Origin of the sequence: Candidatus Enterococcus murrayae, assembly GCF_017315985.1 — a bacterium.
In the GTDB taxonomy this organism is placed as follows: Bacteria; Bacillota; Bacilli; order Lactobacillales; family Enterococcaceae; genus Enterococcus_A; species Enterococcus_A murrayae.
The window spans coordinates 37941-59184 of record NZ_JAFLVR010000031.1; the positions used below are offsets into that span (position 1 = coordinate 37941).

15 protein-coding genes are annotated in these 21244 nt (G+C 42.7%); 3 read left to right on the top strand and 12 right to left on the bottom strand.

Annotated features, from left to right (window positions below):
- Positions 1 to 59: 59 nt before the first annotated feature.
- From JZO85_RS13680 to JZO85_RS13710, 8 genes are all read right to left on the bottom strand, one after another.
- Positions 60 to 2480 carry an HAD-IC family P-type ATPase gene (locus tag JZO85_RS13680; RefSeq protein ID WP_207109107.1) on the bottom strand — a complete coding sequence of 807 codons (2421 nt, stop codon included), beginning with the start codon at positions 2478 to 2480 and terminating at the stop codon, positions 60 to 62.
- 188 nt (positions 2481 to 2668) lie between these two features.
- Positions 2669 to 2986, bottom strand: a complete 318-nt coding sequence (locus JZO85_RS23440) for a GNAT family N-acetyltransferase (protein WP_347401800.1) — start codon at positions 2984 to 2986, stop codon at positions 2669 to 2671.
- Positions 2987 to 2992: 6 nt separating this feature from the next.
- On the bottom strand, positions 2993 to 3175 hold the full coding sequence (locus JZO85_RS23445; protein WP_347401799.1) for a GNAT family N-acetyltransferase: 183 nt from the start codon (positions 3173 to 3175) through the stop codon (positions 2993 to 2995).
- Positions 3176 to 3348: 173 nt separating this feature from the next.
- Positions 3349 to 4293, bottom strand: a complete 945-nt coding sequence (locus JZO85_RS13690; protein WP_207109108.1) for a 3'-5' exoribonuclease YhaM family protein — start codon at positions 4291 to 4293, stop codon at positions 3349 to 3351.
- Positions 4290 to 6920 carry an ATP-binding protein gene (locus JZO85_RS13695; protein ID WP_207109109.1) on the bottom strand — a complete coding sequence of 877 codons (2631 nt, stop codon included), beginning with the start codon at positions 6918 to 6920 and terminating at the stop codon, positions 4290 to 4292. Before JZO85_RS13695 ends, JZO85_RS13690 begins: the two co-directional genes overlap by 4 nt.
- Positions 6910 to 8091, bottom strand: coding sequence for a metallophosphoesterase family protein (locus tag JZO85_RS13700; RefSeq protein WP_207109110.1), 1182 nt, complete (start codon positions 8089 to 8091; stop codon positions 6910 to 6912). The genes JZO85_RS13695 and JZO85_RS13700 overlap by 11 nt, the downstream gene beginning before the upstream one ends.
- 323 nt (positions 8092 to 8414) lie before the next feature.
- On the bottom strand, positions 8415 to 8756 hold the full coding sequence (locus tag JZO85_RS13705; protein ID WP_207109111.1) for a YlbF/YmcA family competence regulator: 342 nt from the start codon (positions 8754 to 8756) through the stop codon (positions 8415 to 8417).
- A gap of 68 nt (positions 8757 to 8824) precedes the next feature.
- Complete coding sequence (locus JZO85_RS13710) at positions 8825 to 11026, bottom strand: PBP1A family penicillin-binding protein (RefSeq protein WP_242550367.1); 2202 nt, start codon at positions 11024 to 11026, stop codon at positions 8825 to 8827.
- A gap of 408 nt (positions 11027 to 11434) precedes the next feature.
- Here JZO85_RS13710 and JZO85_RS13715 point away from each other — a divergent pair, with 408 nt between their 5' ends.
- The gene (locus JZO85_RS13715) at positions 11435 to 12286 is read left to right on the top strand and encodes an RluA family pseudouridine synthase (RefSeq protein ID WP_207109112.1); all 852 of its coding nucleotides are present in this window, start codon (positions 11435 to 11437) and stop codon (positions 12284 to 12286) included.
- A gap of 122 nt (positions 12287 to 12408) precedes the next feature.
- Here JZO85_RS13715 and apf read toward each other — a convergent pair whose 3' ends face one another.
- Together apf and JZO85_RS13725 are read right to left on the bottom strand one after the other, a co-directional pair.
- Positions 12409 to 13050 (bottom strand): aggregation-promoting factor, encoded by a 642-nt coding sequence (apf, locus tag JZO85_RS13720; protein WP_207109113.1) that lies wholly within the window; start codon positions 13048 to 13050, stop codon positions 12409 to 12411.
- Positions 13051 to 13460: 410 nt separating this feature from the next.
- On the bottom strand, positions 13461 to 15098 hold the full coding sequence (locus JZO85_RS13725) for a putative polysaccharide biosynthesis protein (protein WP_207109114.1): 1638 nt from the start codon (positions 15096 to 15098) through the stop codon (positions 13461 to 13463).
- A gap of 126 nt (positions 15099 to 15224) precedes the next feature.
- On the opposite strand from JZO85_RS13725, the gene JZO85_RS13730 reads away from it, so the two are divergent.
- Positions 15225 to 16721, top strand: a complete 1497-nt coding sequence (locus tag JZO85_RS13730; RefSeq protein ID WP_207109115.1) for a UDP-N-acetylmuramoyl-L-alanyl-D-glutamate--L-lysine ligase — start codon at positions 15225 to 15227, stop codon at positions 16719 to 16721.
- 12 nt (positions 16722 to 16733) lie between these two features.
- Here the strand turns inward: JZO85_RS13730 and JZO85_RS13735 are convergent, their stop codons facing one another.
- Positions 16734 to 17633, bottom strand: a complete 900-nt coding sequence (locus JZO85_RS13735) for an NAD(P)H-dependent flavin oxidoreductase (RefSeq protein ID WP_207109116.1) — start codon at positions 17631 to 17633, stop codon at positions 16734 to 16736.
- Positions 17634 to 17822: 189 nt separating this feature from the next.
- On the opposite strand from JZO85_RS13735, the gene JZO85_RS13740 reads away from it, so the two are divergent.
- Entirely contained in the window at positions 17823 to 18344 is a 522-nt protein-coding gene (locus JZO85_RS13740) for a hypothetical protein (protein WP_242550368.1), read from the top strand.
- Positions 18345 to 18560: 216 nt separating this feature from the next.
- Here JZO85_RS13740 and leuS read toward each other — a convergent pair whose 3' ends face one another.
- On the bottom strand, positions 18561 to 21074 hold the full coding sequence (gene leuS / locus JZO85_RS13745; RefSeq protein ID WP_207109118.1) for a leucine--tRNA ligase: 2514 nt from the start codon (positions 21072 to 21074) through the stop codon (positions 18561 to 18563).
- Between the last annotated feature and the right edge of the window lie 170 nt (positions 21075 to 21244).

A 21244-nucleotide genomic window follows, 5' to 3' on the forward strand; every position in this document is an offset into this window, starting at 1 on the left:
ATCCCGGAAAAGAAAGCCTTTTCCGGGATTTTTTATCAATTTAAGTAATTCTTACTCTTTTAAATGACACGTGATTGCGGGTTCTTTTTAGCCTGCCGCTTCTTCTGCCAGCGAATTCTCCATGTGACCAGACGATCCATTACAAAGGTCAGTCCTTTGAATAGCCAATAAATCCCAAAGGTTAGAGGGATCACAAAAAATAAATTGCGATTCCAAAGCTTGTCAAACTCAAAGAAGGCTCTAAAGAATAGATAGCAGCTTAGATATGCCGTACTCAATAATGCAATCAGCGCTATTTTCTTCTTATCCAACGGAAAGGAGACCTTGTATAAAACAAGCAGTCCTACACAGCCCGTCAAAAAGACTGACATTGTTGATGTCGCCTGATAATCCAAATCAAACAGCACATTCGCCAATTGAATGATCATTACTGCACTGACTACTGTCAACGCTCCAGGTAAAGAGACGCGTAAAATATTATTCAAGAAATCGCCTTTGATTCGCTCATAGCTAGGCTTCAGAGCCAAGAAAAAGGAGGGAATCCCAACAGTCAACGCATTGATTGGAGTTAATTGCACCGGCTCAAAAGGATAGGGACTCGCAATAATCATAAAGATTACAGCTAATACTAGCGAATAGATTGTTTTGACCAAATACATTGATGCTACACGCTCAATATTATTGATGACGCGCCGACCTTCGTTTAAAACATTCTGCATCCGGGCAAAATCCGAATCCAGCAAGATAACATCTGATGCCGCTCTGGCTGCACTGCTCCCGTTCGCCATCGCTACACCAATATCCGCTTCACGCAAAGCCAATACATCATTAACACCATCACCAGTCATGCAAACCGTATGATTGACCTTCAACGCTCGAATCAAGGATTGCTTTTGCTTTGGAGTGACCCGACCAAAGACAGTCGTGTGATTTGCCAAGGCGTTATAATCAATAGGCTCCTCTAAGCTAGACATATCGACAAACGCTTCAGCATTTTTTATTCCGGCTTTTTGAGCGATTTTTGACACAGTTAATGGGTGATCTCCCGATATAACTTTCAATTCTACCTCTTGTTTAGCAAAATAGCCGAAAGTCGTCCGGGCATTCTCCCTTAAATTATCTGAGATGATCAACGTTGCAAGCAGTCGTGGTTCATAGACTAGCTCCTCTTCTAATACTCCCGGGTATTCCACTAAAACCAGTACACGCTGCCCATCTTCCAGATATGGCTGAATCTTAAGCTGCCTTTCAGGCGACATCTCGTTGAAAATAAATTCTGGCGCACCGAATGCAAAGCTGCCTTGATCCTTAAAAGTCACACCGCTCCATTTTCGAGCAGAGGAGAATGGGACAATCTTCTCTGCTTGCCACTTATTAGTCGGCGGAAAAGCCTCCCGCAATGCTTTTGCTGTCGCATTTTGATCCTTTAAGTGATCCATCAAAGCACTCATAATCGCGTTTAGCCGATTCTCAGAAATATCCTCAAGCAGAGCCTCCTCGAATTTCAACGTCCCATCAGTGATCGTCCCAGTCTTGTCTAAACAAATCACGTCTACTCGGGCTAATGTTTCAATCGAAGGCAAGGCCTGGACCAATACTTTCTTTCGTGCTAAATTCGCCGCTCCCACTGCAAAAGCAACACTGGTCAATAGCATCAATCCTTCAGGTATCATACTGACTAACGCCGCAACTGTTCCTAGAACAGCCTGCTTGATGGAATCCGAAGCTTGATATTGACTGTAAAAAAGACCTAAACCTACAGGAATGATCACAACCGTCAAAACCGCGATCATGCGGCTCAAAACTTTCGTCAATTCTGAATTGCCTGACTTTTTAGTTTTTGCTTCGCTGGTCAGATGCTCTGCAAAATTATCACTTCCGACAGCCGTTCCTTGATAAAAGCATTCACCCGCGGTCACGAAGCTGCCGCTGAATAACTTATCACGCATGGCTTTTTGCACACGATCTGCCTCACCAGTCAGCAGCGACTCGTCGACTTCTACACCCTCACCAGACAATAAATTCCCATCTACAGGAACTTGATCCCCATTGCGCAAATAAAGAATATCCCCTAAGACAATCGCTTCCTGATCAATCTGCTGCAATCGACCATCTCTTAACACGACCGCTTTGGTCTTGGCTAGGACCGACAATTTGTCGATCGTATGCTTTGCTCGTAATTCTTGGATGATCCCGATCAACGTATTGATGACTACTACGCCGAAAAATAGTGTATTCTTGGGCGAACCGACTAACAACACCAGCAAAGCCAACACAAAGTTGAGAATATTAAAGATATTGATCGTATTTTCTTTAATAATTTCTTTGTCTGACTTTAATAGATTCTCTTCGACCTGATTGATCTGTCCTTCCTCTATTTTTCGCTGGACCTCAGCTGCTGTTAATCCCGCTAGTTCTGCAGGGATCTCCACATGATCAAAATTTTCTTCCACCGTTTGAATGTCTTCCTTTTTCTTCATCCGGTTTCACCTCATCTCATTTGTCACTAACGCTGTTTTACAGCGATAAATTATGTTATTTTCTCTATTATTATCTTAACACGACTTGCTTTTTAAGTCGGTATTGCGCTCTGAAAGCTGGTAGCTTTTAAACTATTTTTGAAACATTACCCTTTTCGAGAATAAAAAAAGCCGCAGCAGACTGCGACTTACTTTTGAACCGCATAGACATAATGCAGCATTTCTACTTCACGATAATACTTCATCACTTCCCCACGAAAAGTCATGCTATTTCTCGCTGCTACTTTTTGCGAAGCTGTATTGGTATCCCGAATAATCGAAAAAACTTCTTCGGCCTTTACTTCTTCAAAGGCATACTTTTTACAGGCTCTTGCCGCTTCGATAGCGTACCCTTTATGCCAAAATGCCCGTTGAAACAAATAACCAATTTCTAAAACCGGCTTACTGTCGAAATTCTGCCAAGTCAACCCGCATTGACCAATCATTTCCTCTGTTTCCTTTAGTATAACCGCTCACAGACCAAAACCGTCACGGCGATAATTGGCGAGTTGTTTATCCAGCCAATCTTGAACCTCCTTATCATCGAAGGCCCCTTCATAGGCGTACATTGTTTGATCATCCTGTAAAATTTTGCTCAATGAGCCTATATCCGATTGCTGCAGCTCACGAAGATAGAGTCTTTCCGTTTCGATCATCCTTGTTTGTACTCCTAACATAACCAGCTTAGCTTTGTTGACAAGCTGGCATCTATAACAAAGCGAAGTAGTCTTCTCTTTGTTCCCTATATGCTTGGCCCTCCATTCACTTAGTCGGTGAAAGGCTGGCATGACAAAAAACATGCCGCAGAGAATTCACGGCATGTTTCGTCTTAAATATCTTTTGGTACATAAAAACTGCGATTATCCAATCCAAAAATGCGCTCCGTATACGTTCCCGGTTCAGCATTCTTCACAGCACTGGACATCATTTGCATCGACGCATCGATATTATCGATTTGATGCAGGATCTCTGCTTCCATAATACGCGGGCGCACAGGTGAGCCGTACTCTAAAAGACCGTGATGCGACAATACCATGTGACGCAAGACCACGATATCTTCATCTGCATCATTAATCTTCAATTCAGCACAGGCTTTGGTAATCTCTTCATCAACTAAAACAAGATGACCAACAAGATTTCCTACTACTGTATATTCAGTCGAGGAAGGTCCTGTCAACTCAATCACTTTCCCTAGATCATGGATGATAATGCCGGCATAAAGCAGGGAAGCATTTAATTGCGGATATTCTTTCACGATCGCCTTCCCTAAACGCAGCATCGTTAATGTATGGAAGGCCAAACCACCAGCAAAGGCATGATGATTGCGTTTAGCCGCCGGAAACTCAAAGAATTCCTTTTGGTATTTGTTCAGCAAGAAACGAACGATCCGGTTCCAATGAGCATTGGTGATCTCGAATAATGTTTTGTTGAACTCTTCTTCCATTTCTTCACGCTTGATGGGCGCACGCTCCATATAGAGAGCAGGATCATTCGGTTCATCTGGTTTAGTGGTACGCAGATGCAGGATTTTGACCTGTGGATTGCCTTGATACATTTCCCGCTTGCCGTTTAGCAAAACGACCTGACCCGCTTTGTAGCGTTTGATCTCTTCTTCAGAGGCATCCCAAAACTTACCATCGATCGCTCCAGATGTATCTTGGAACGTAAAAGCGATAAATTTTTTGCCATTTTTCGCTAAGCGGACATCGGCATTTTTAATCAGCACATACATTTCAAATTGCTCATCGACTGTTAATTCTTTGATTTTTTTCATCGTTGGACTCCCTTCAATTCCCAGACTGGCTGGTGAAGCTCTTGGTAATAGCTTACCATTTCTTGGTCAGATGACAAACATATGACTTGATAATTTTGACTAAATTGCTGTAATAATTTAGCGAATTGGTATTTCCGCTGATGATCATAATGCAGCCAGCCGTCATCAATAATAACTGGACACAGCGGATGTTTTTGCTGCAAAGCTAAATAGGCAAATCGGAAAGCCATGATGACCTGATCTTTGGTTCCAGTTGAAAGATGATAAATACTCAACTGATCAATCGTTAACACCCCTTCTGAAAAATCCAATCGGCTATGGGCATTATTCGTCAGCTCTTGAAAATAGCTGGTCGCCTTCTTCAATAGCTCGGGCAGCTGCTGCTCGGATAGTTCTGTTGCGATATCCTGCAGCAATTGATTCTCCAATTTCGCTACCGCATAATCCGTTGTTAATTTTTCAATCAATGCCCGTTGTTGAGTCGCTTGCTGATATAGACTGTCCAGTGTGCCATCCGCCTGCATTTGCTGGATTTGCAAACGAGACCGCTGTTCCTGTTCTTGCAGCTGATGCAGCTGCATTTCGCCTGTTTGAATCTCCTGCTGTAAGATACGCAGAGCGTCTTCAATTTCTGCAAGTGTCGTTTCCTGTTCAAATAGCGGGGCCACCGTTTCAGTCAATTCTCTTAAACGTGTTTGTTTTTGGACTACTTCTGATTCTCGCTGTAAAAATGCGGGTATTTCTGAAGGATAGGCCAAACGGACCTTTTCCAATAAGACTTGATGCTGGTCCAATAACTGCTGCTGTTGCTTCTGCGCTTCATGAATTCGCTGCTGCAGAACCGTATTTTCTTGATACGTCTGAGCGAAACGAATCTGCTCCATCTCCTTCGCAAATTGCTCCAAAGTCGATAGTTTCTCTGACAGATTTTTTTCATGCAGCGGCAGCCATTCTGCCAAAAATTCAAATCCTTGTTCCTGATGCATCAAATTTTGACGCAGAACCGATTGACGCAGTTGAAGCTCTTCGTGTGCCTGCAATTGCGCCAAATAGTTTTGAGCTCGCTGATTCTCCTGTACCACCGCAAATTCATTCTCAGCGCCGCTCAGATTTCTTTGACGCAGCTCGTTTTGAATCTGATCAAGCAACTGTTGGGAAACGCGTTGGCCCTTTGCGACTTTTTCTGTCATCTCGGCTGTCTGACCTTCGTAAACATCCAGCTGGCCGAGTTTCTCCTGCCAAGCATCTTTGTTCGCCGGCTTACTCTGCTTCAACAATCCGCCTATCCCACAAGCTGCGGATGCAACTATCACAATATAGCGCAAAGGCGCAGGAAGTAAAAACGCGGCTACCAACCCCAGCCCAGCTGCGATAAACAGCCACGGCGGATTCTTTTTGCGATTAAAAAGTTCTGGATGCTTTTGTTCATAAGCATTCAGACTCGCTTCCGCTTGATCCCGCTGCTCTTTGATTAAACGCAAGCGAATTTCCTGCTCCTCCAGCTTTTTTTGCTGGGATTGCAGTGGTGCAAAAAGTGTTTGAATTGCTTGCTCGTCAGTAAAAGGGCGCGGTGGATGTTGCTGCCAGCTGATAGGCGTCTCATTTGTTTGTGTCAATTTGACCGCGATCCGCTGTTCTTCATCCAGCATCCGAGTGATCGCAACTTTTTCAGCTAATAGCTGTTGAATGCGCTGCTCATTTTCTAAGTAAAAATAATAGCGCGCCGACTCTTGATTGCCGCTATGCTGCTGCAATGCCGCATGCAATTTCTCCTGCTCTTTCATCAATTGCTGGTATTCTTGATAGAATGCTTGCAGACTGGCTTGTTCTTCTTCGTTGGCTGATACCTGCAAATCTGCTTTTTGCAATTCTAGAAGTTCAGCATAGCTCGCCCAGTTCATACGCTGCTGCTCTAAAACTAATTGCCGTTCCTGCAAATTCCGATTCTTCGCGGCTTGCTGCGTGACCGCTCGCTTCTCCTCATCCGCCTGACGAACCAACTGCTGAAAGCCAGCCTCCTGTGCCTCTTTTTCTTTGATTTTTTGCTGCAGGATTTGATAGCTCTGCAACACCTGATTCAAGGGCTGTTTTCGTCCACGGGGGCGATAAATCCCTTCATACTTGTTTTTCAGCTGGATACGCTGCTCAAATAGCTCATTGCTGCCAGACAACCCTAATGAAATCAACGCTTCATGCAGATTTTCTTCGCTTAATACATCCAGCTGTTGAAGCTGTTCCTGTTGGAAGGTAAAAACCTGACGAAAAAGCGGCTGATTCAAAGGATAAAGTATTTTTTCCAGTAATTCTTCTTCACCCTGCTGGCCATCTTCCAGCCAAACTTTGGCTTTTCCTTTATTTTTTGCTTTATACCGCTCGATTGTCACTACTCCATAAGTTGGATGAACGATTAATAAGCGGCCGCCAAACCCGCTGCCGTCATTTGGGGTGTAGTCCTGTCCTTTTTTTCGCTTCGTCGGAAAGCCGAATAAAATCGCTTGGATAAACTGGTACAGCGTTGATTTTCCCGCTTCATTCAAGCCATAGACTAATTGATTTTTCGCTTCAAACAGGAACGTTTGCTGACGCCACTTGCCAAAGCTCGTAATCTCCGCTTTTTTAATCCACATCGGCAGCCCTCCTAAATTGATAGCTTTGACGCATTTTTTGCTCTAATAATGCCACTGCATCTGCTCTAAATTCGTGATCCATCAAGTGATGGAGCTGTGGGTTCTGGTCCAACTCACTCAGTAATTCATTAAAAATTGGAGGGGCTTGATAGGTCATAATCAGCTGATCAACCAATTCTTTATCAACAGCCAGATAAGGCCGTTCAGTCGGCTGCTCTGATAACGTCAATTGCCATAGACAAATCTCTTGCGCAACCTCCTCCTGCAGAGCCTCCAATAATTCACCTGAAGCTAATTGATAAGCCAATTCTTCTCCCAGATTTTCAGTATCACTTAATTCTAAATGCAGTAAAGTCGGCAAATTCACCGTTAGCTTACGCACCAATGAAAAAATTTCCCGCGGGTGACGAACCGCTGCCAAAGACAATGTCCGTTTTTCCCAACGAACGGCTTCAACAGAAATGGATTTAGGAATCAATTGATTCCCTTGGCTTTCTACTAAGGTCACACCAGTCAGATTTGTTTCCTTTTGTGTATGGCCCTGAGGTGTACCCGGATAGATAATATAAGGTTGCTGCGACAAAACCTGCGGCACATGGATATGACCTAGCGCCCAATAATCATAGCCCTTTGATACTAGCTGGGTAAGCTGAAATGGGGCATAGGGCATTTGTCCGCCATGATACATCCCTATCTGAAAATCAACAGCTTGTTTGTGAGGGAATTTTTCAACCATTGCAGCTTCGATCGTGGGATGTTGATAACTAAAGCTCGTAATACCGACCTTTTCTCCTGCACCAGTCCGGAACGTTTTCGTTTCAACTTGTTCCGTATTGAAACGTTGGATGTTATCTGGAAAAGCAAACCAATAACGGTCGGCTTGATAAAAATCATGATTGCCGAAATTCATAAAAACTGGGATCGACGCTTCATCTAAGCGAGCCATTTCTTGAAAGAAATAACGCTGTGTTTTTAAGGTAGGCCGATTTTGATGAAAGGTATCTCCAGCCAATAAAATGAAATCGACGGCCTCTGCAATCGCTGTATCTACAATATTTCTTAGCATTTTCTGATTGGCAGCTGCCAATTGTTCTTGAAAATGCTCTGGCACAGCGATCAGCCCTTCAAAGGAACGATCTAGATGCAGATCAGCTGCATGTAGGAATTTCATTTATTTCTCCTCCTAGTCCTAGGAATTAATTTCAGGAAAACCAGTCGTTCCCCTTCATTATTGAAAATGTCGAACCGATTTCCAATCCCATTTATTTTACCATAAAAAAACGAAAACTTGTTCGCTTTTTGCTGGTGCGATAGATTTTTCAACTTAAAAAACACTTTATTGTTTTCACTTTTTCCTTTCATAAGTCGCCCGTGGAGCTCTCTTCGAAAAAGTTCCTTAACTCCTCACCTTGATCTCTCATTAGACAACTGACGAAAGCTCAATACGCCAAAAAAAGCTGCGACGCAGATTCACGTCGCAGCTTCTAATTCAAATTAACCTTCGTACAATTCACGAATTGGAGTCATGATGATACGGTTCAAGTCATTGATGATCACGCTGAAGGCTTGTTCTTTCACCATTAATTCGTTGATCAATTCTTCTTGTTGAACCTTTTCAGCTAAAGCTTGGGCTTGAGCAGCATCTTCGTCGCTGAAGTCTTCCCCGCGCATTTGTTTTTCTTGTAAGCTTTGTTGGAATGCTTGGAAATCTTTGAACGCTGCATACGCTGCTTCATTTTTCTTTAATTCCGCAAAAGCTTCTTCTAAAGATTTAAATTCTGGTAGTTCGCGGATTTCGCGTTCCAATCCGTTCGCTGAATCGTAAATATTTGCCATTTTTTATTCCCTCATTTTCTATAAAAGTTACTGTTCTATTGTAACATGAATGGAAACGGGTTCACACCCTAATTTCCTGGTTGATACTGCCGCCACAATTCCTGGCCTTTTTCCTTCAGTTTATTGGCACCTTCTTTGGCTTTTTCGAAGAAGTTTGCTGCACCTTCGCTAGCCTTTCCGCCAATATCTTTCAGGTCCTCCCGCCATTTACTTGAATCCCCATTTTGAGCACCTTGGTTCACCTCGTCAGCCGCTACCACTTTTCCGCCTGTCGCATAAGCATCTGCCACATCAAATGAGTATTGGCCGGCATATGGCAAGATCGATTCAGCTTCCGCTCTGAAGACCTGACCGACCTCTGATCCACTGGTTCCGCTCAAATAATGAGTCTCACTGACTTTTTCAAAACCTAACCAAGTAGAGATCACGACATTCGGTGTATACCCTACGATCCACTGGTCGTTGACCTTATTCGCATCAAAGTTGGTTTCAGTCGTTCCTGTTTTACCAGCAACAGTAAAACCAGCAGGAGCTGCTTGAGCAGCTGTTCCGTTTGAAAAGGTTCCTAAGAGCATGCTAGTCATTTCGTTGGCAACTTCCTTTGAAATCACCTGCTCATATTTTGGCGAGCTGTTATCTTCAATTACAGCACCCGTTGAATCAATGACTTTTGTAATCAAGTGTGGCTGGTAAACTTTTCCTTCATTCGCAAAGGCGCCATAAGCCGCGGCCATTTGCATTGGAGAAGTTCCTTTTTCTAATCCGCCTAGTGCTAAGCCGTAATATTTATCTGACTTGCTCAATGGGATACCGAACTCTTCAGACTTGTTGTAGCCCTTATTCAAGCCGATCTCATGCAGCAACCAGACTGCCGGCAAGTTCAAGCTTTGGGCAACCGCTTGATACATCGGTACTTCCCCTTGATACGTGCCATCATAGTTTTTCGCTTTGTAATAAGATTGCGGCTCGTCCTTTAATACACTGTCCGGCTTATAACCGGCTTCTAGTGCGGATGAATAAACACTCAGCGGCTTCATCGTCGAGCCAGGTGAACGCTGCATTTGTGTCGCAAAATTATAGCTGCGGAAGATATGCTCTCCTCGTCGACCAACTAGAGCCTGAACACCGCCTGTTTTAGGATCCATCGCAACTGAAGCGGACTGCGGCATCGCACCATCCGCTGCATTTGCAGGGAAGTTTGCATTGTTATCATAAACAGCTTCCATTTGCTTTTGATAATCCTGATCCAATGAAGTATAGATTTTATACCCCTTGTTCAATAAGTCCTTCTCAGACATTCCATAACGCTCTACTGCTTCATCGATCACAGCATCAAAATAGGAAGGATAACGATAACCTGCATCCGCCGAAGAATACGTATTGTTCAGTTCCGCACCAAGATCAACAGCTTTTTCCTGGTCCTCTTGCTCTTTGGACAACTTGCCATTTTCTACCATCACTGAAAGTACAGTATTTCTTCGGTTTACAGCATTTTCTAAATTGTCGATTGGATTATAAATACTTGGGCCCTTCAGCATTCCAACAATCGTGGCAGCCTCTCCAACCGTCAATTGATTCGCATCTACACCGAAATACTTTCTGGCCGCATCCTGAACACCCCAAACACCGTTACCAAAGTAGGAGTTGTTCAAGTACATCGTTAAAATTTGGTCTTTATCATATTTCTTTTCAATTTCAATCGCCATGAAGATTTCTTTGGCTTTTCGCTCGAATGTTTGGTCTAAGCTTAAGTAAGCATTCTTTGCTAACTGCTGAGTCAAGGTACTTCCCCCGCCGGTAATATGGCCGGAAGTCACCAGACCTAGAGCGGCCCGCGCGATCCCTTTGATATCAAATCCATGATGACTGTAAAAGTTTCGATCCTCTGTGGAAACCACCGCATCCTTTAAATAAGGGGATATCTGATCACTTTCAACATAGGTTCCTTTTTGCCCATAAAGAGATCCTGCCTGTTCATTCTTCTTATCATAAATAACGGTCGATTGCTTCAAGCTGGATTGCAATGTCTCTACATTAACCGATTTTGCCAAGAAAAAGAGATAGACACTCATTACTAAAACAACCACGAGGGTTAATAAAAGCAAGATTTTATTAATATGGTATTTTTTCCAAATACGTTTGCGCCAATGATGAAAACGAATCAAGTATGGCTTGATCCATTGCCAAAAAGTTTTTGTCCCACTGCGGAACTTCTGCCAAAAAACTTTCGCACCATTTTTAAATTTGCGCCAAAATTCCTGAAAATCCATTTTTTGATCTCCATTCTATTCAAAATTCAGACACAGTGTATCACAAATTGCCTATTTAAGGCTTGGGACCTGAGACTGATACACACTTGAGAGTATTCTAGCATGCACTCACAAGGAAAAGCTGATTTTTTTCTTAAATATCCGTTAAAAGTGATACAATAGGCCGGACGATCCCTTATTTTACTTAATAAAATAAAAGAACCAGCACTATCCTCTTACTTTCAAACTCGCTAATTCCTTTCGTATTTTTATTACCTTAGCGAAAAAAGCAGATGTGTTTGAGAATTCACTAGCCTCTTTATTTGAAAATTTATACTTTTATTACAGATTACCGCATCCGTGCAGTATCTAAGTTAGCTGATTATTCATTTGAAGCAGCCCCCTATTAATTGGAAAAGGAGTAATTTAATGAAATTCACCATGACTATGCCTGATCACTCGATTGAAATGTCGGTCAAAGAGCTGTTAGAACAAGAATGGCTGGTACCACGAAAAGTTCGCCACTTCATTCGAACACGCAAAGGCATCTTGATCAACGGAGAAGCCTGCCATTTTCAATCATTGGTTCATCCTGGCGATATTATCACCCTCACTGTTGAAGCGAGCGATTACCCCGAGCGAAGCATACATTTGGGAGATAAGAACCAAATCAAGGTTCTTTATGAAGACGAGCACTTAATCATTGTTAATAAACCTTACGGTATGAAGACCCATCCAAACCAACCCGATGAACAGGATACTTTGCTGAACCATTTAGCCGCCTATTTAGCACCGGACTTTCAGCCACACGTCGTCCACCGGCTGGATAAAGAAACGAGCGGCGCGATTTTATTTGCTAAAAACCCATTCGTGCTGCCGATTTTAGGTCGCCTGCTGGAACAAAAAAGTATCTATCGCCGCTATCAAGCCATCGTTCACGGCTCACTCAAGAAAGAGCTGACCATCAACAAAAAGATTGGACGAGACCGCCATGATCGGCGGAAGCGGCGGGTTGATCCTAAAGGGGGAAAAACAGCAATCACTCATGTAGCCGTTGCGAAACAATTAGCCAATCAAACAGCTGTTTTCTGCCAGCTAGATACAGGAAGAACCCATCAAATCCGCGTCCATTTAGCTAGTATCGGGCATCCATTGGTCGGTGATCCTTTATATAGCAAGCGGCCTAGCGGGCGTTTAATGCTGCATGCCTATGAACTGCACCTGATTCATCCATTTACCAGTCAAAAAATAGCTGTTAAAGCCATACCGGGATTGTGGTAATCTTTTGCAGGAACGAAGGGCGAAGCTTACGCAAAAAAGTCCGTTCGTGAAGCCGACATCATCTTTTACAAATTAAAAAAAAGCCCAAGTCATTGCGACTTGGGCTTTGAGTGATCTTAATCTTAGTACCAACCGTTTGCTTGCCAGAAAGCTTGCGCGCCTTCCCATGAGCCGTAACGAGAAGTTACATATTGATCAGCAACACGTTCTTGGTTTGCTTCAGAATAGTCACCGTTTAAGTATGAAGCAGATAATTGGTAACGTCCGATGTACTGACCGTTAGTAGCTGCGTAAGAGCCGCCTGATTCACGTTGAGCGATCCATTCTTTCGCTGATGAAGTTGTCGCTGCAGATGCTGCTGGAGCTGCTTCTGTTTGTTGTACGGGTGCTGCTTCTTGCACTGGCGCAGCTTCTTGTACTGGAGCCGCTGGTGTAGCTTCTTGTGCTGCCGCAGTTTCTTGAACTGGTTCAGCCGCTTGTGCTGGAGCCGCTTCTTCTTGTTTAGCTGCTGGAGCTGCTTTACCTTCGCTGTCAATCGTTAATTCTTGACCTGCAAAAATCATGTTCACGTTAGAAATTTTGTTTGCTTTTGCAATTGCATCTACTAAGCTGTCATTACCAGCAAACTTGTGAGAGATTTTTGATAAAGTATCTCCTGCTTCTACAGTATAAGTTTCTGAAGCGTGCGCATCTGTAGCTCCCATCGCTAAACCTGCACCTGCTGCTAATACTGTACTAAAAAGAAATGTTTTCCCTAATTTCATTATGTAACTTCCTCCGATTTTTCTTATGTCTTTTTTCTTCTGTCTTCTTGACTACGAGTGCTACTTTACCATCCTTTTGTGTTTCATGGGTAATATTAATGTAACAGTTCATTACAATAACATAAAACTATGTAACAAAACGCCTCGCAGTGTGTCATTTTGAAATATATCACTTTTATCTTTATCTGACAAAACCCAGTGTTGAAGCCTGTTCCGTCGAATGTAACTGTTTTATTCTTGTATTACAAAAATTATCTTTAGAAACATTGCAATCTTTTTGTAAAGAAAAACAAGAAAATAAACTTGTTCTTTTTGAATTATTTTGCAAATATTTCTTATTGAATTTGAATTGAACTATTGATTTATAATAAAAAAAATACTCCTGCTTGTTAAAAAAGCAGAAGTATTTCTTATTTGATTCTTAGACGACGACGCCATTTTTTTGCCTGAGAGCCCACTAATTTATCAATCAAACGAATTTTCAAACCCAAATAGAAATAAACCAGACCACCAGCACCTGCAGTCAATAGACAAACAATCAATGCTGGAAAACGGGATGCCGGATCAAATACGAGATAGCTTAGCTGACGAACTACAATAGCGACGATCAGCATCAAAATCGTTAAGATCAAAATCAGCACACAGCGGCGAAAAGCCAGCTGATAGTTCGCATGAACCACTCTTCGCAGTTTCCACAAACACAAACCACAGGTGAAACTCAAACCAATAAACGTAGCGACCAGAGGACCATATACCTCCAGCAATTGGATCAATGGTCTTTGGATCACTATTTTTAACAGCAGGCCAGCGAACCAATACCTCACAGCAATCCGACTGTGGGAGATTCCTTGCAGCGTCGTGGACAGCATCATGAACAAGGCCGATACCAAACCAGTCCAGCAGGCGACAACCAAGACACGGCTTCCAAGAAGATCGGCTGAATAAAAGACTGTATTCAAAGGATAAGCCAATAGCATCATGCCAAAAACTGCCGGCAGCATAATATAAGCAAACAGTTGAATATTTGTATTCACCAGCTTCGCTAGCTCAGGTCTGCGTCTTTGAGTAAAAAGCTCCGTCAGCATCGGCAAGCTCGTTAATGCTAAAGAAGTGCCTAATGCGACTACGACCATTGTCAGTTTATCTGGGTTTGCACTGAAAAGTGCATATAACGCAACTAATTGCTCATGACTATAGTTCGTATTAGCAGCCATTGTATGAATAAAGGTCACTTGATCAATCAACTTATAAAAGGTGATCCCGCTGCCTAGTAAAATGAACGGGATGGCCTGCCGTATGGTTTCGATCAATAATTTCTTCGTATCGATCGTCACTTTGTCTAAGCTATGCTCTACCTGCAGGTCATCGCGTTTGCGCTCTTTGAACCAATAAAAAAGCAGAACAGCATAGGAACCAATCATCCCCACCGAAGCAGCGAACGTTGACTGGATCACCGCACTCAAGTAATCGCCCTTCATGACCTTCATAATGATGAAGACACTTAAAAGCATATACAAAACACGAAGCGCTTGTTCCACCAATTGTGAAATCGCTGAAGGCCGCATATCTTGCTGCCCTTGAAAATATCCTCTTAAGACACTCATACATGGAAAAGCAACGACTGCAATACTCAAGGCCTGGATCACTGGAATCAATGCACGGCCGCCACCAGATAAGCTAGCCAGTAAAGGTGCCGTAAAAAACATCACACCGCCAAAAATAATCCCTAAAATCGCTGTTACCTGCAGAGCTTTGATAAACAATCGACGACTCGTTCGATATTCTCCCATCGAATTATAGCGGGCCACCTGCTTGGCGATTGCTCCTGGCAATCCCGCCGTAGAGATCATCATGAACAAGGCATAAAAGGTATAACCCATATTAAATAGTCCATTAGCAGCACGGGCATTTTCACCCATCCAGGCATACCAAGGAATAATGTAGATGGCACCCAGCAGCCGCGAAAATATACTTCCGATTGACATCCAGGCCGAACCTTGAATCATCTTTTCCTGGTAGCTCAGATCACTTGGTCGTGTCTCTTTCATGGTCTCCTCCTAAAAAAAACGTTACCCTTATAGTAAAGCTAAATCACACTTCTGACAATCACTCTTTACTTTTTCTCCTACTGAGCTATGCTATAATAGCCTAGACTATATATTGGAGGTCTCTACATGCTGACACTTACCCAAATCCAACAAATTCTTGAAAAAGAAAATCTCTTACGGGAATTCATCACACCAACGCGTTGGACGTTGAGTGCGCCCTTTGACAAAAGCTATCAAAAAATTTCTTACGACTCACGTGAAGTCGATAGCAACACACTTTTTTTCTGTAAAGGAAATAATTTTCAACAACGCTTTTTAGAACAAGCTTTAGCAGATGGTCTAACGAGCTACATCGCCGAACAGCCCTATGAGGTGCCGGCAGAATTAGCGATCATTGTAACAGACATTCGCCAAGCGCTGGCTGTTCTGAGCATGGCCTTTTACGATTATCCGCAGGAAAAATTGAAACTGATCGGAATTACTGGTACCAAAGGCAAAACTACTGTCGCTTATTTCACGAAACAAATTTTAGATATCGCGACAAATAAAAAGACCGCACTTTTATCTACCTTAAATACAACACTGGACGGCGTAACCTTTTTCAAATCAAAACTTACGACGCCAGAATCACTGGACTTGTATCGAATGATGGCGGAAGCTGCAGCCAATGGCATGACACACCTGGTCATGGAAGTATCTTCGCAAGCTTATAAAGTAGCGCGGGTCTATGGCTTGACCTTTGACGTAGGGCTTTTCCTAAATATTTCCCCTGATCATATAGGGCCAATCGAACACCCGACTTTTGAAGATTACTTCTATTGTAAACGTCAATTAGTCGCAAATTCCCGCCAAGTCATTCTGCAGCACGAAATCGATCACTTCGAGCTATTACAAGAATTAGCGGAAATAAAAAACATTCCCGTCATCACGTACGGAAATGAAGCAGCGGATTATTATGTAAAACCTTTGGAACATCCATTGGCTTTTTCCTTGTCAAGTTCAACGGATCAATACCATTTAAATGGGAGCTACCAACTCTTACTAGCTGGTGACTTTAATAAAGAAAACGCAGCTGCCGCCTTGATTGCAGGCGCCTTAGTGGGTGCTGATCAAAATGCAGGCCGTCAGGGATTGGCAGAAGCATTGGTTCCTGGCCGAATGAACCTGCTGCTAAAACCAAACGGAGCTCATATCTATGTAGACTATGCTCACAATTATCTGAGTATGAAATCATTGCTGGCCTTCGCGAAAGAGCAGCATCCAGATGGACAACTGCTTGTTATAACTGGATCAACTGGGAATAAGGCAGAATCTCGCCGCGAAGGTTTAGGTCAGGCAATCGGTGAATATGCCGATTGCGCTGTTTTGACCAGCGACGATCCCAATTTTGAAGATCCTAAAAAAATCGCAAATGAAATCGAACAAAGTATCCAAAACGCGCATGTCCATGTTCAGTTTGAAGCAGACCGTAAAAAAGCCATCAAAGAAGCTATCCAAAATGCTGGTCCGAATGATGCCATCATTTTAGCCGGTAAAGGAACAGACAAATACATGACTGTTAACGGGAAAGATCTTCCTTATGAAGGCGACTACCATCTAGCAGAAGAATTTATTAAAGACTAACGGGATTATCCGTTAGTCTATTTTTATACTCTTACTGATAAGCTCTGCCTCAGTAAAGATCTCTTCAATTAACGTTTTCGCTGGCTTTACCTGTGTAAGCAGCCCTGCAATCTGTCCTGTCATAATCATTCCTTGTTGGATCTCACCCGCATCTGCTGCTCGCTCTAAGGCAGCTAGAGAAAAAGCGTCGTTAGTATGTTCTTCAGTCAACTGGTTCTTCAACCCGCGCAGCGCTCCGCCTTTGGCTTTCCGAATTACTGTTGTCGCGGTGTCGTCAGCCTGCAAAATCGCCTGCTGATAATTGTCGTGAATTGGGCATTCCGTTGCTGTCAAAAAAACCGTTCCCAGCTGTACTCCTCGTGCCCCTAGTGCAAACGCCGCAGCCATCCCACGTCCATCACCGATTCCGCCTGCTGCAATAACCGGTATAGTGACTGCCTGAGTGACCTGAGGAATCAATGCCATTGTAGTCGTCTCTCCAATATGACCACCAGCTTCCATTCCTTCTGCAATTACACCATCTGCCCCTAGCTCCTCCATTTTCTTAGCCAACTTCACCGAAGGAACGACCGGAAAAACTTTGATCCCAGCCTGCTTTAAGCTTTCCATATAAGGTCTTGGTGTTCCGGCACCAGTCGTTACGATCTTGACTCCCTCTGTAATCAATACTTCGACCTGCTCCGAAATAGTTTCCATCTGGAGCATCAGATTGACCGCAAAAGGTTTTTCCGTGCGTTTCTGCGTCTCACGAATTTGTTCCCGCAATTCTTCTCCACTCAGTCCGCCTGCCGCAATAATTCCTAGTCCACCTGCTTCTGATACAGCACTAACTAATGGATAACGGGCAATATGGGCCATCGCTCCTTGAAAAATCGGATACTGGATACCAAGTAAATCGGTGATTCTTTTCATAGCAGTTCCTCATTTCTTTTTCTTTCTAACATAGTTGACGATCGTGCTCCTTACGATAGCTTAGCTAAGGGATAGTCATTTTCTAATTTTAACTATATACTAAATTCAGAATGATCACACGAACAAGTTTACAAGTAAGTTAACTAAAAATAGATTAGGACATTGGCTATGAAAATAGAGGACGATTTTTTGAAACTTCAAATAACTACCCAAGAAATGCTCAGAACATTAATGGTTGGATTAACTGGTATGATCAGCATTGCCGGCATCATCGGTTACATTTCCTACGTACTTTTCCAGCTATTCAAAACTAATAATTCCGCTAGTATTCTCTTGATTATGAAAACCGCTATCCTTTGGAATCCTATACCCGTTTTATTATTTTTAGGAATAATATTCTGGATTTCCAGTCTATTTTTCTTTCAAGGGATCAGCGATCTAACATTTTTATTGAAACATCAAGGAATCTTTTTCTATATGGATCAGCAAGGAATTCAATATTATAATTTTGAAACAAAAGAAGTAAAAAGAAAGACTTGGTCTGAATTTGAAGATGTAGGTTCTTATAGACAAGAATCAGAAAAACTAGTGTATAAATACCAAATTAAGTTCACTAATGGCGAGGTCTATAACTTTGACCTGCGAGGAAGTTTACCAACCAAAGAATTTAAAGAAAAAATCGAAGCATTTTATCTTAGATACAGTGAATAAATGCTAACGCACGATTGTCATGATTAATTTTTTTTGCGTAGGAATCTCTTAGGCACCTTTTACAAAACTAAACAACAGAAAAACTGCACGCCCATCTGTTATCAACGAGGATAATAGATGCACGTGCAGTTTTTGACTATTCAACTGATTTTGAGGCTTCATCGCTAAGCAGCCGAACGTGGTTAGATAGATTTCTTTTGGAATCGGCCTCACAAATTAATTGGCTACAATATTGACTAATTTATTCGGTACAACAATTACTTTGCGAACCGTTTTGCCCTCAATATTTCTTTGAATATGTTCATCAGCCATCGCTAGTTTTTCCAACTCGTCTTTTGCAAGATCCACAGCGACCATTACTTTTGAACGAACTTTTCCGTTAACCTGCAAGATTACTTCAATTTCATTTTCAATCAAAGCTTCTTCGTCATACGTTGGCCAAGCTACATGAGAGATCCCTTCGTCGTGCCCTAGAATCGCCCAAAGTTCTTCAGCGATATGAGGGGCAATCGGAGCCAGCAATTGAACAAAGCCTTCCACATATTCATACGTTAATGCTTCTGCTTTATAGGCATCATTTACGAAGACCATTAATTGAGAAATGGCAGTATTTAAATGCAGATGTTCCATATCTTCCGTTACTTTTTTTACAGTTTGGTTATAGACCTTCGTCAGTGAACCATCATTGAATGTCGTGATATGATCGCGCATCTTGCCTTCTTCATCAACGATCAGGCGCCATACACGCTCTAGGAATTTACGTGAACCTTCCAGTCCATTTTCGCTCCAAGCGATCGAAGCGTCCAACGGTCCCATGAACATTTCGTACATTCTTAATGTATCCGCACCATACTTTTCTACGACATCATCAGGATTCACGACGTTCTTCAATGATTTACTCATTTTCGCTGGTGCTTCTTCCAATTCTTCACCTGTTTCAATGCTGAACCATTTGCCATCGCGTTTTTCTACCATATTAGTCGGCACTAAAGCGCCTCGGCTATCGCGGAAGCTTTGTCCTAAGATCATCCCTTGATTGTATAACTTTTGGAACGGTTCATTAGTTGGCACCACGCCAATGTCATACAAGAATTTATGCCAGAAACGAACATACAATAAATGCAGCACGGCATGCTCTGCTCCGCCAATATAAAGATCTACCGGCATCCAGCGTTTCAATTTATCGTAATCCGCTAACGCTTCTTTGTTATGTGGATCAATGAAACGCAAGTAATACCACGAGCTTCCAGCCCATTGCGGCATCGTATTGGTTTCACGACGCCCTTTTTTACCAGTGTCTGGATCAACTACATTAACCCAGTCTTCAATGTTTGCTAATGGTGATTCTCCAGTACCGCTTGGTTTAATATCCGTAGTTTTCGGCAGCTCCAACGGCAATTCGTCCTCTGGAACCAAGCCGGTCGTCCCATCTTCCCAGTGAATGACAGGAATTGGTTCACCCCAGTAGCGTTGACGAGAAAACAACCAGTCACGCAACCGATAGCTGATTTCTTTCTTGCCACATTCATGTTCTTCTAGCCAAGCCACCATCTTATCGATTGCGTCTTGTTTATTCAGTCCATCCAGGAACTCGGAATTAATATGTGAACCATCACCAGTAAAGGCTTCTTTGTCCACATCACCGCCTTCAAGTACAGGGATAATCGGTAAACCAAATGTTTTCGCAAACTCATAATCTCGTTCATCATGTGCAGGAACGGCCATGATAGCACCTGTTCCATATGAAGCCAACACATAATCCCCGATCCAGATCGGCATTTTTTTGCCATTCACAGGATTGATCGCGTAAGCACCCGTGAAGACCCCAGTTTTTTCCTTCGCTAAATCGGTACGATTCAGTTCAGATTTTTTCGAAGCTTCTTCAATATAGTCATTGACAGCTGCTTCTTGTTCAGAAGTAGTAATTTTTTGTACCAATTCCAATTCTGGTGCCAAGACTGCATAAGTCGCGCCAAATAAGGTATCAGGACGTGTAGTGAAAACAGTAAATGTTTCATCACTGCCCTCGATCTTGAAGCTGACATTCGCACCGATCGAACGACCGATCCAGTTGCGCTGCATTTCTTTGATGCTTTCAGGCCAATCAACCGTTTCTAAATCATCCAGCAAACGATCTGCATAAGCGGTAATTTTCAGCATCCATTGACGCATCGGCTTGCGGATTACATCGTAGCCGCCCCGTTCACTTTTGCCATCGATCACTTCTTCATTAGAAATAACTGTACCTAATTCAGGTACCCAGTTAACAGGAACTTCCGCTTCATAAGCCAAGCCCTTTTCATACATTTGTTCAAAAATCCACTGAGTCCATTTATAGTACTCAGGATCCGTTGTATTCAATTCACGATTCCAATCATAGCTGAATCCCAGAGAATTGATTTGACGCTTGAAGGTCTCGATATTTTTCTTAGTAAATTCCGCAGGGTCATTCCCTGTATCCAGCGCATACTGCTCCGCAGGCAAGCCAAAAGCATCCCAGCCCATTGGATGCAGAACATTGTAACCTTGCGCCCGCTTCATCCGTGAAATCACATCAGTCGCAGTGTATCCTTCCGGGTGTCCAACATGCAACCCTTGTCCAGACGGATAAGGAAACATATCCAATGCATAAAATTTTGGTTTTTCAGGATCATCTTGGGTATTAAACACATTGTGCTTCGCCCAATATTTCTGCCATTTTTTTTCAATCGCTTTGTGCTCGTAACTCATATTGCTCCTCCTAATATGTGAACTTATTTTGTTTACGTTAATAATATAGCCGAAGATTCTAAATTGAAACTAAATGCTGACTCGTGATAATAGAAAAATTTCTAATAAATGAAAATTCCAACTACTTCTTGTGCGGTTACTTTGAATAGCTCGAAAAAAGGAAATTGCAG

Excerpts from the sequence above, each read along its gene's own strand:
- JZO85_RS13680 (WP_207109107.1), bottom strand. The coding sequence starts at position 2,480 with ATGAAGAAAAAGGAAGACATTCAAACGGTGGAAGAAAATTTTGATCAT.
- JZO85_RS23445 (WP_347401799.1), bottom strand. The coding sequence starts at position 3,175 with ATGATCGAAACGGAAAGACTCTATCTTCGTGAGCTGCAGCAATCGGAT.
- JZO85_RS13690 (WP_207109108.1), bottom strand. The coding sequence starts at position 4,293 with ATGAAAAAAATCAAAGAATTAACAGTCGATGAGCAATTTGAAATGTAT.
- JZO85_RS13695 (WP_207109109.1), bottom strand. The coding sequence starts at position 6,920 with ATGTGGATTAAAAAAGCGGAGATTACGAGCTTTGGCAAGTGGCGTCAG.
- JZO85_RS13700 (WP_207109110.1), bottom strand. The coding sequence starts at position 8,091 with ATGAAATTCCTACATGCAGCTGATCTGCATCTAGATCGTTCCTTTGAA.
- JZO85_RS13705 (WP_207109111.1), bottom strand. The coding sequence starts at position 8,756 with ATGGCAAATATTTACGATTCAGCGAACGGATTGGAACGCGAAATCCGC.
- JZO85_RS13710 (WP_242550367.1), bottom strand. The coding sequence starts at position 11,026 with ATGGATTTTCAGGAATTTTGGCGCAAATTTAAAAATGGTGCGAAAGTT.
- JZO85_RS13715 (WP_207109112.1), top strand. The coding sequence starts at position 11,435 with ATGAAATTCACCATGACTATGCCTGATCACTCGATTGAAATGTCGGTC.
- apf (WP_207109113.1), bottom strand. The coding sequence starts at position 13,050 with ATGAAATTAGGGAAAACATTTCTTTTTAGTACAGTATTAGCAGCAGGT.
- JZO85_RS13725 (WP_207109114.1), bottom strand. The coding sequence starts at position 15,098 with ATGAAAGAGACACGACCAAGTGATCTGAGCTACCAGGAAAAGATGATT.
- JZO85_RS13730 (WP_207109115.1), top strand. The coding sequence starts at position 15,225 with ATGCTGACACTTACCCAAATCCAACAAATTCTTGAAAAAGAAAATCTC.
- JZO85_RS13735 (WP_207109116.1), bottom strand. The coding sequence starts at position 17,633 with ATGAAAAGAATCACCGATTTACTTGGTATCCAGTATCCGATTTTTCAA.
- leuS (WP_207109118.1), bottom strand. The coding sequence starts at position 21,074 with ATGAGTTACGAGCACAAAGCGATTGAAAAAAAATGGCAGAAATATTGG.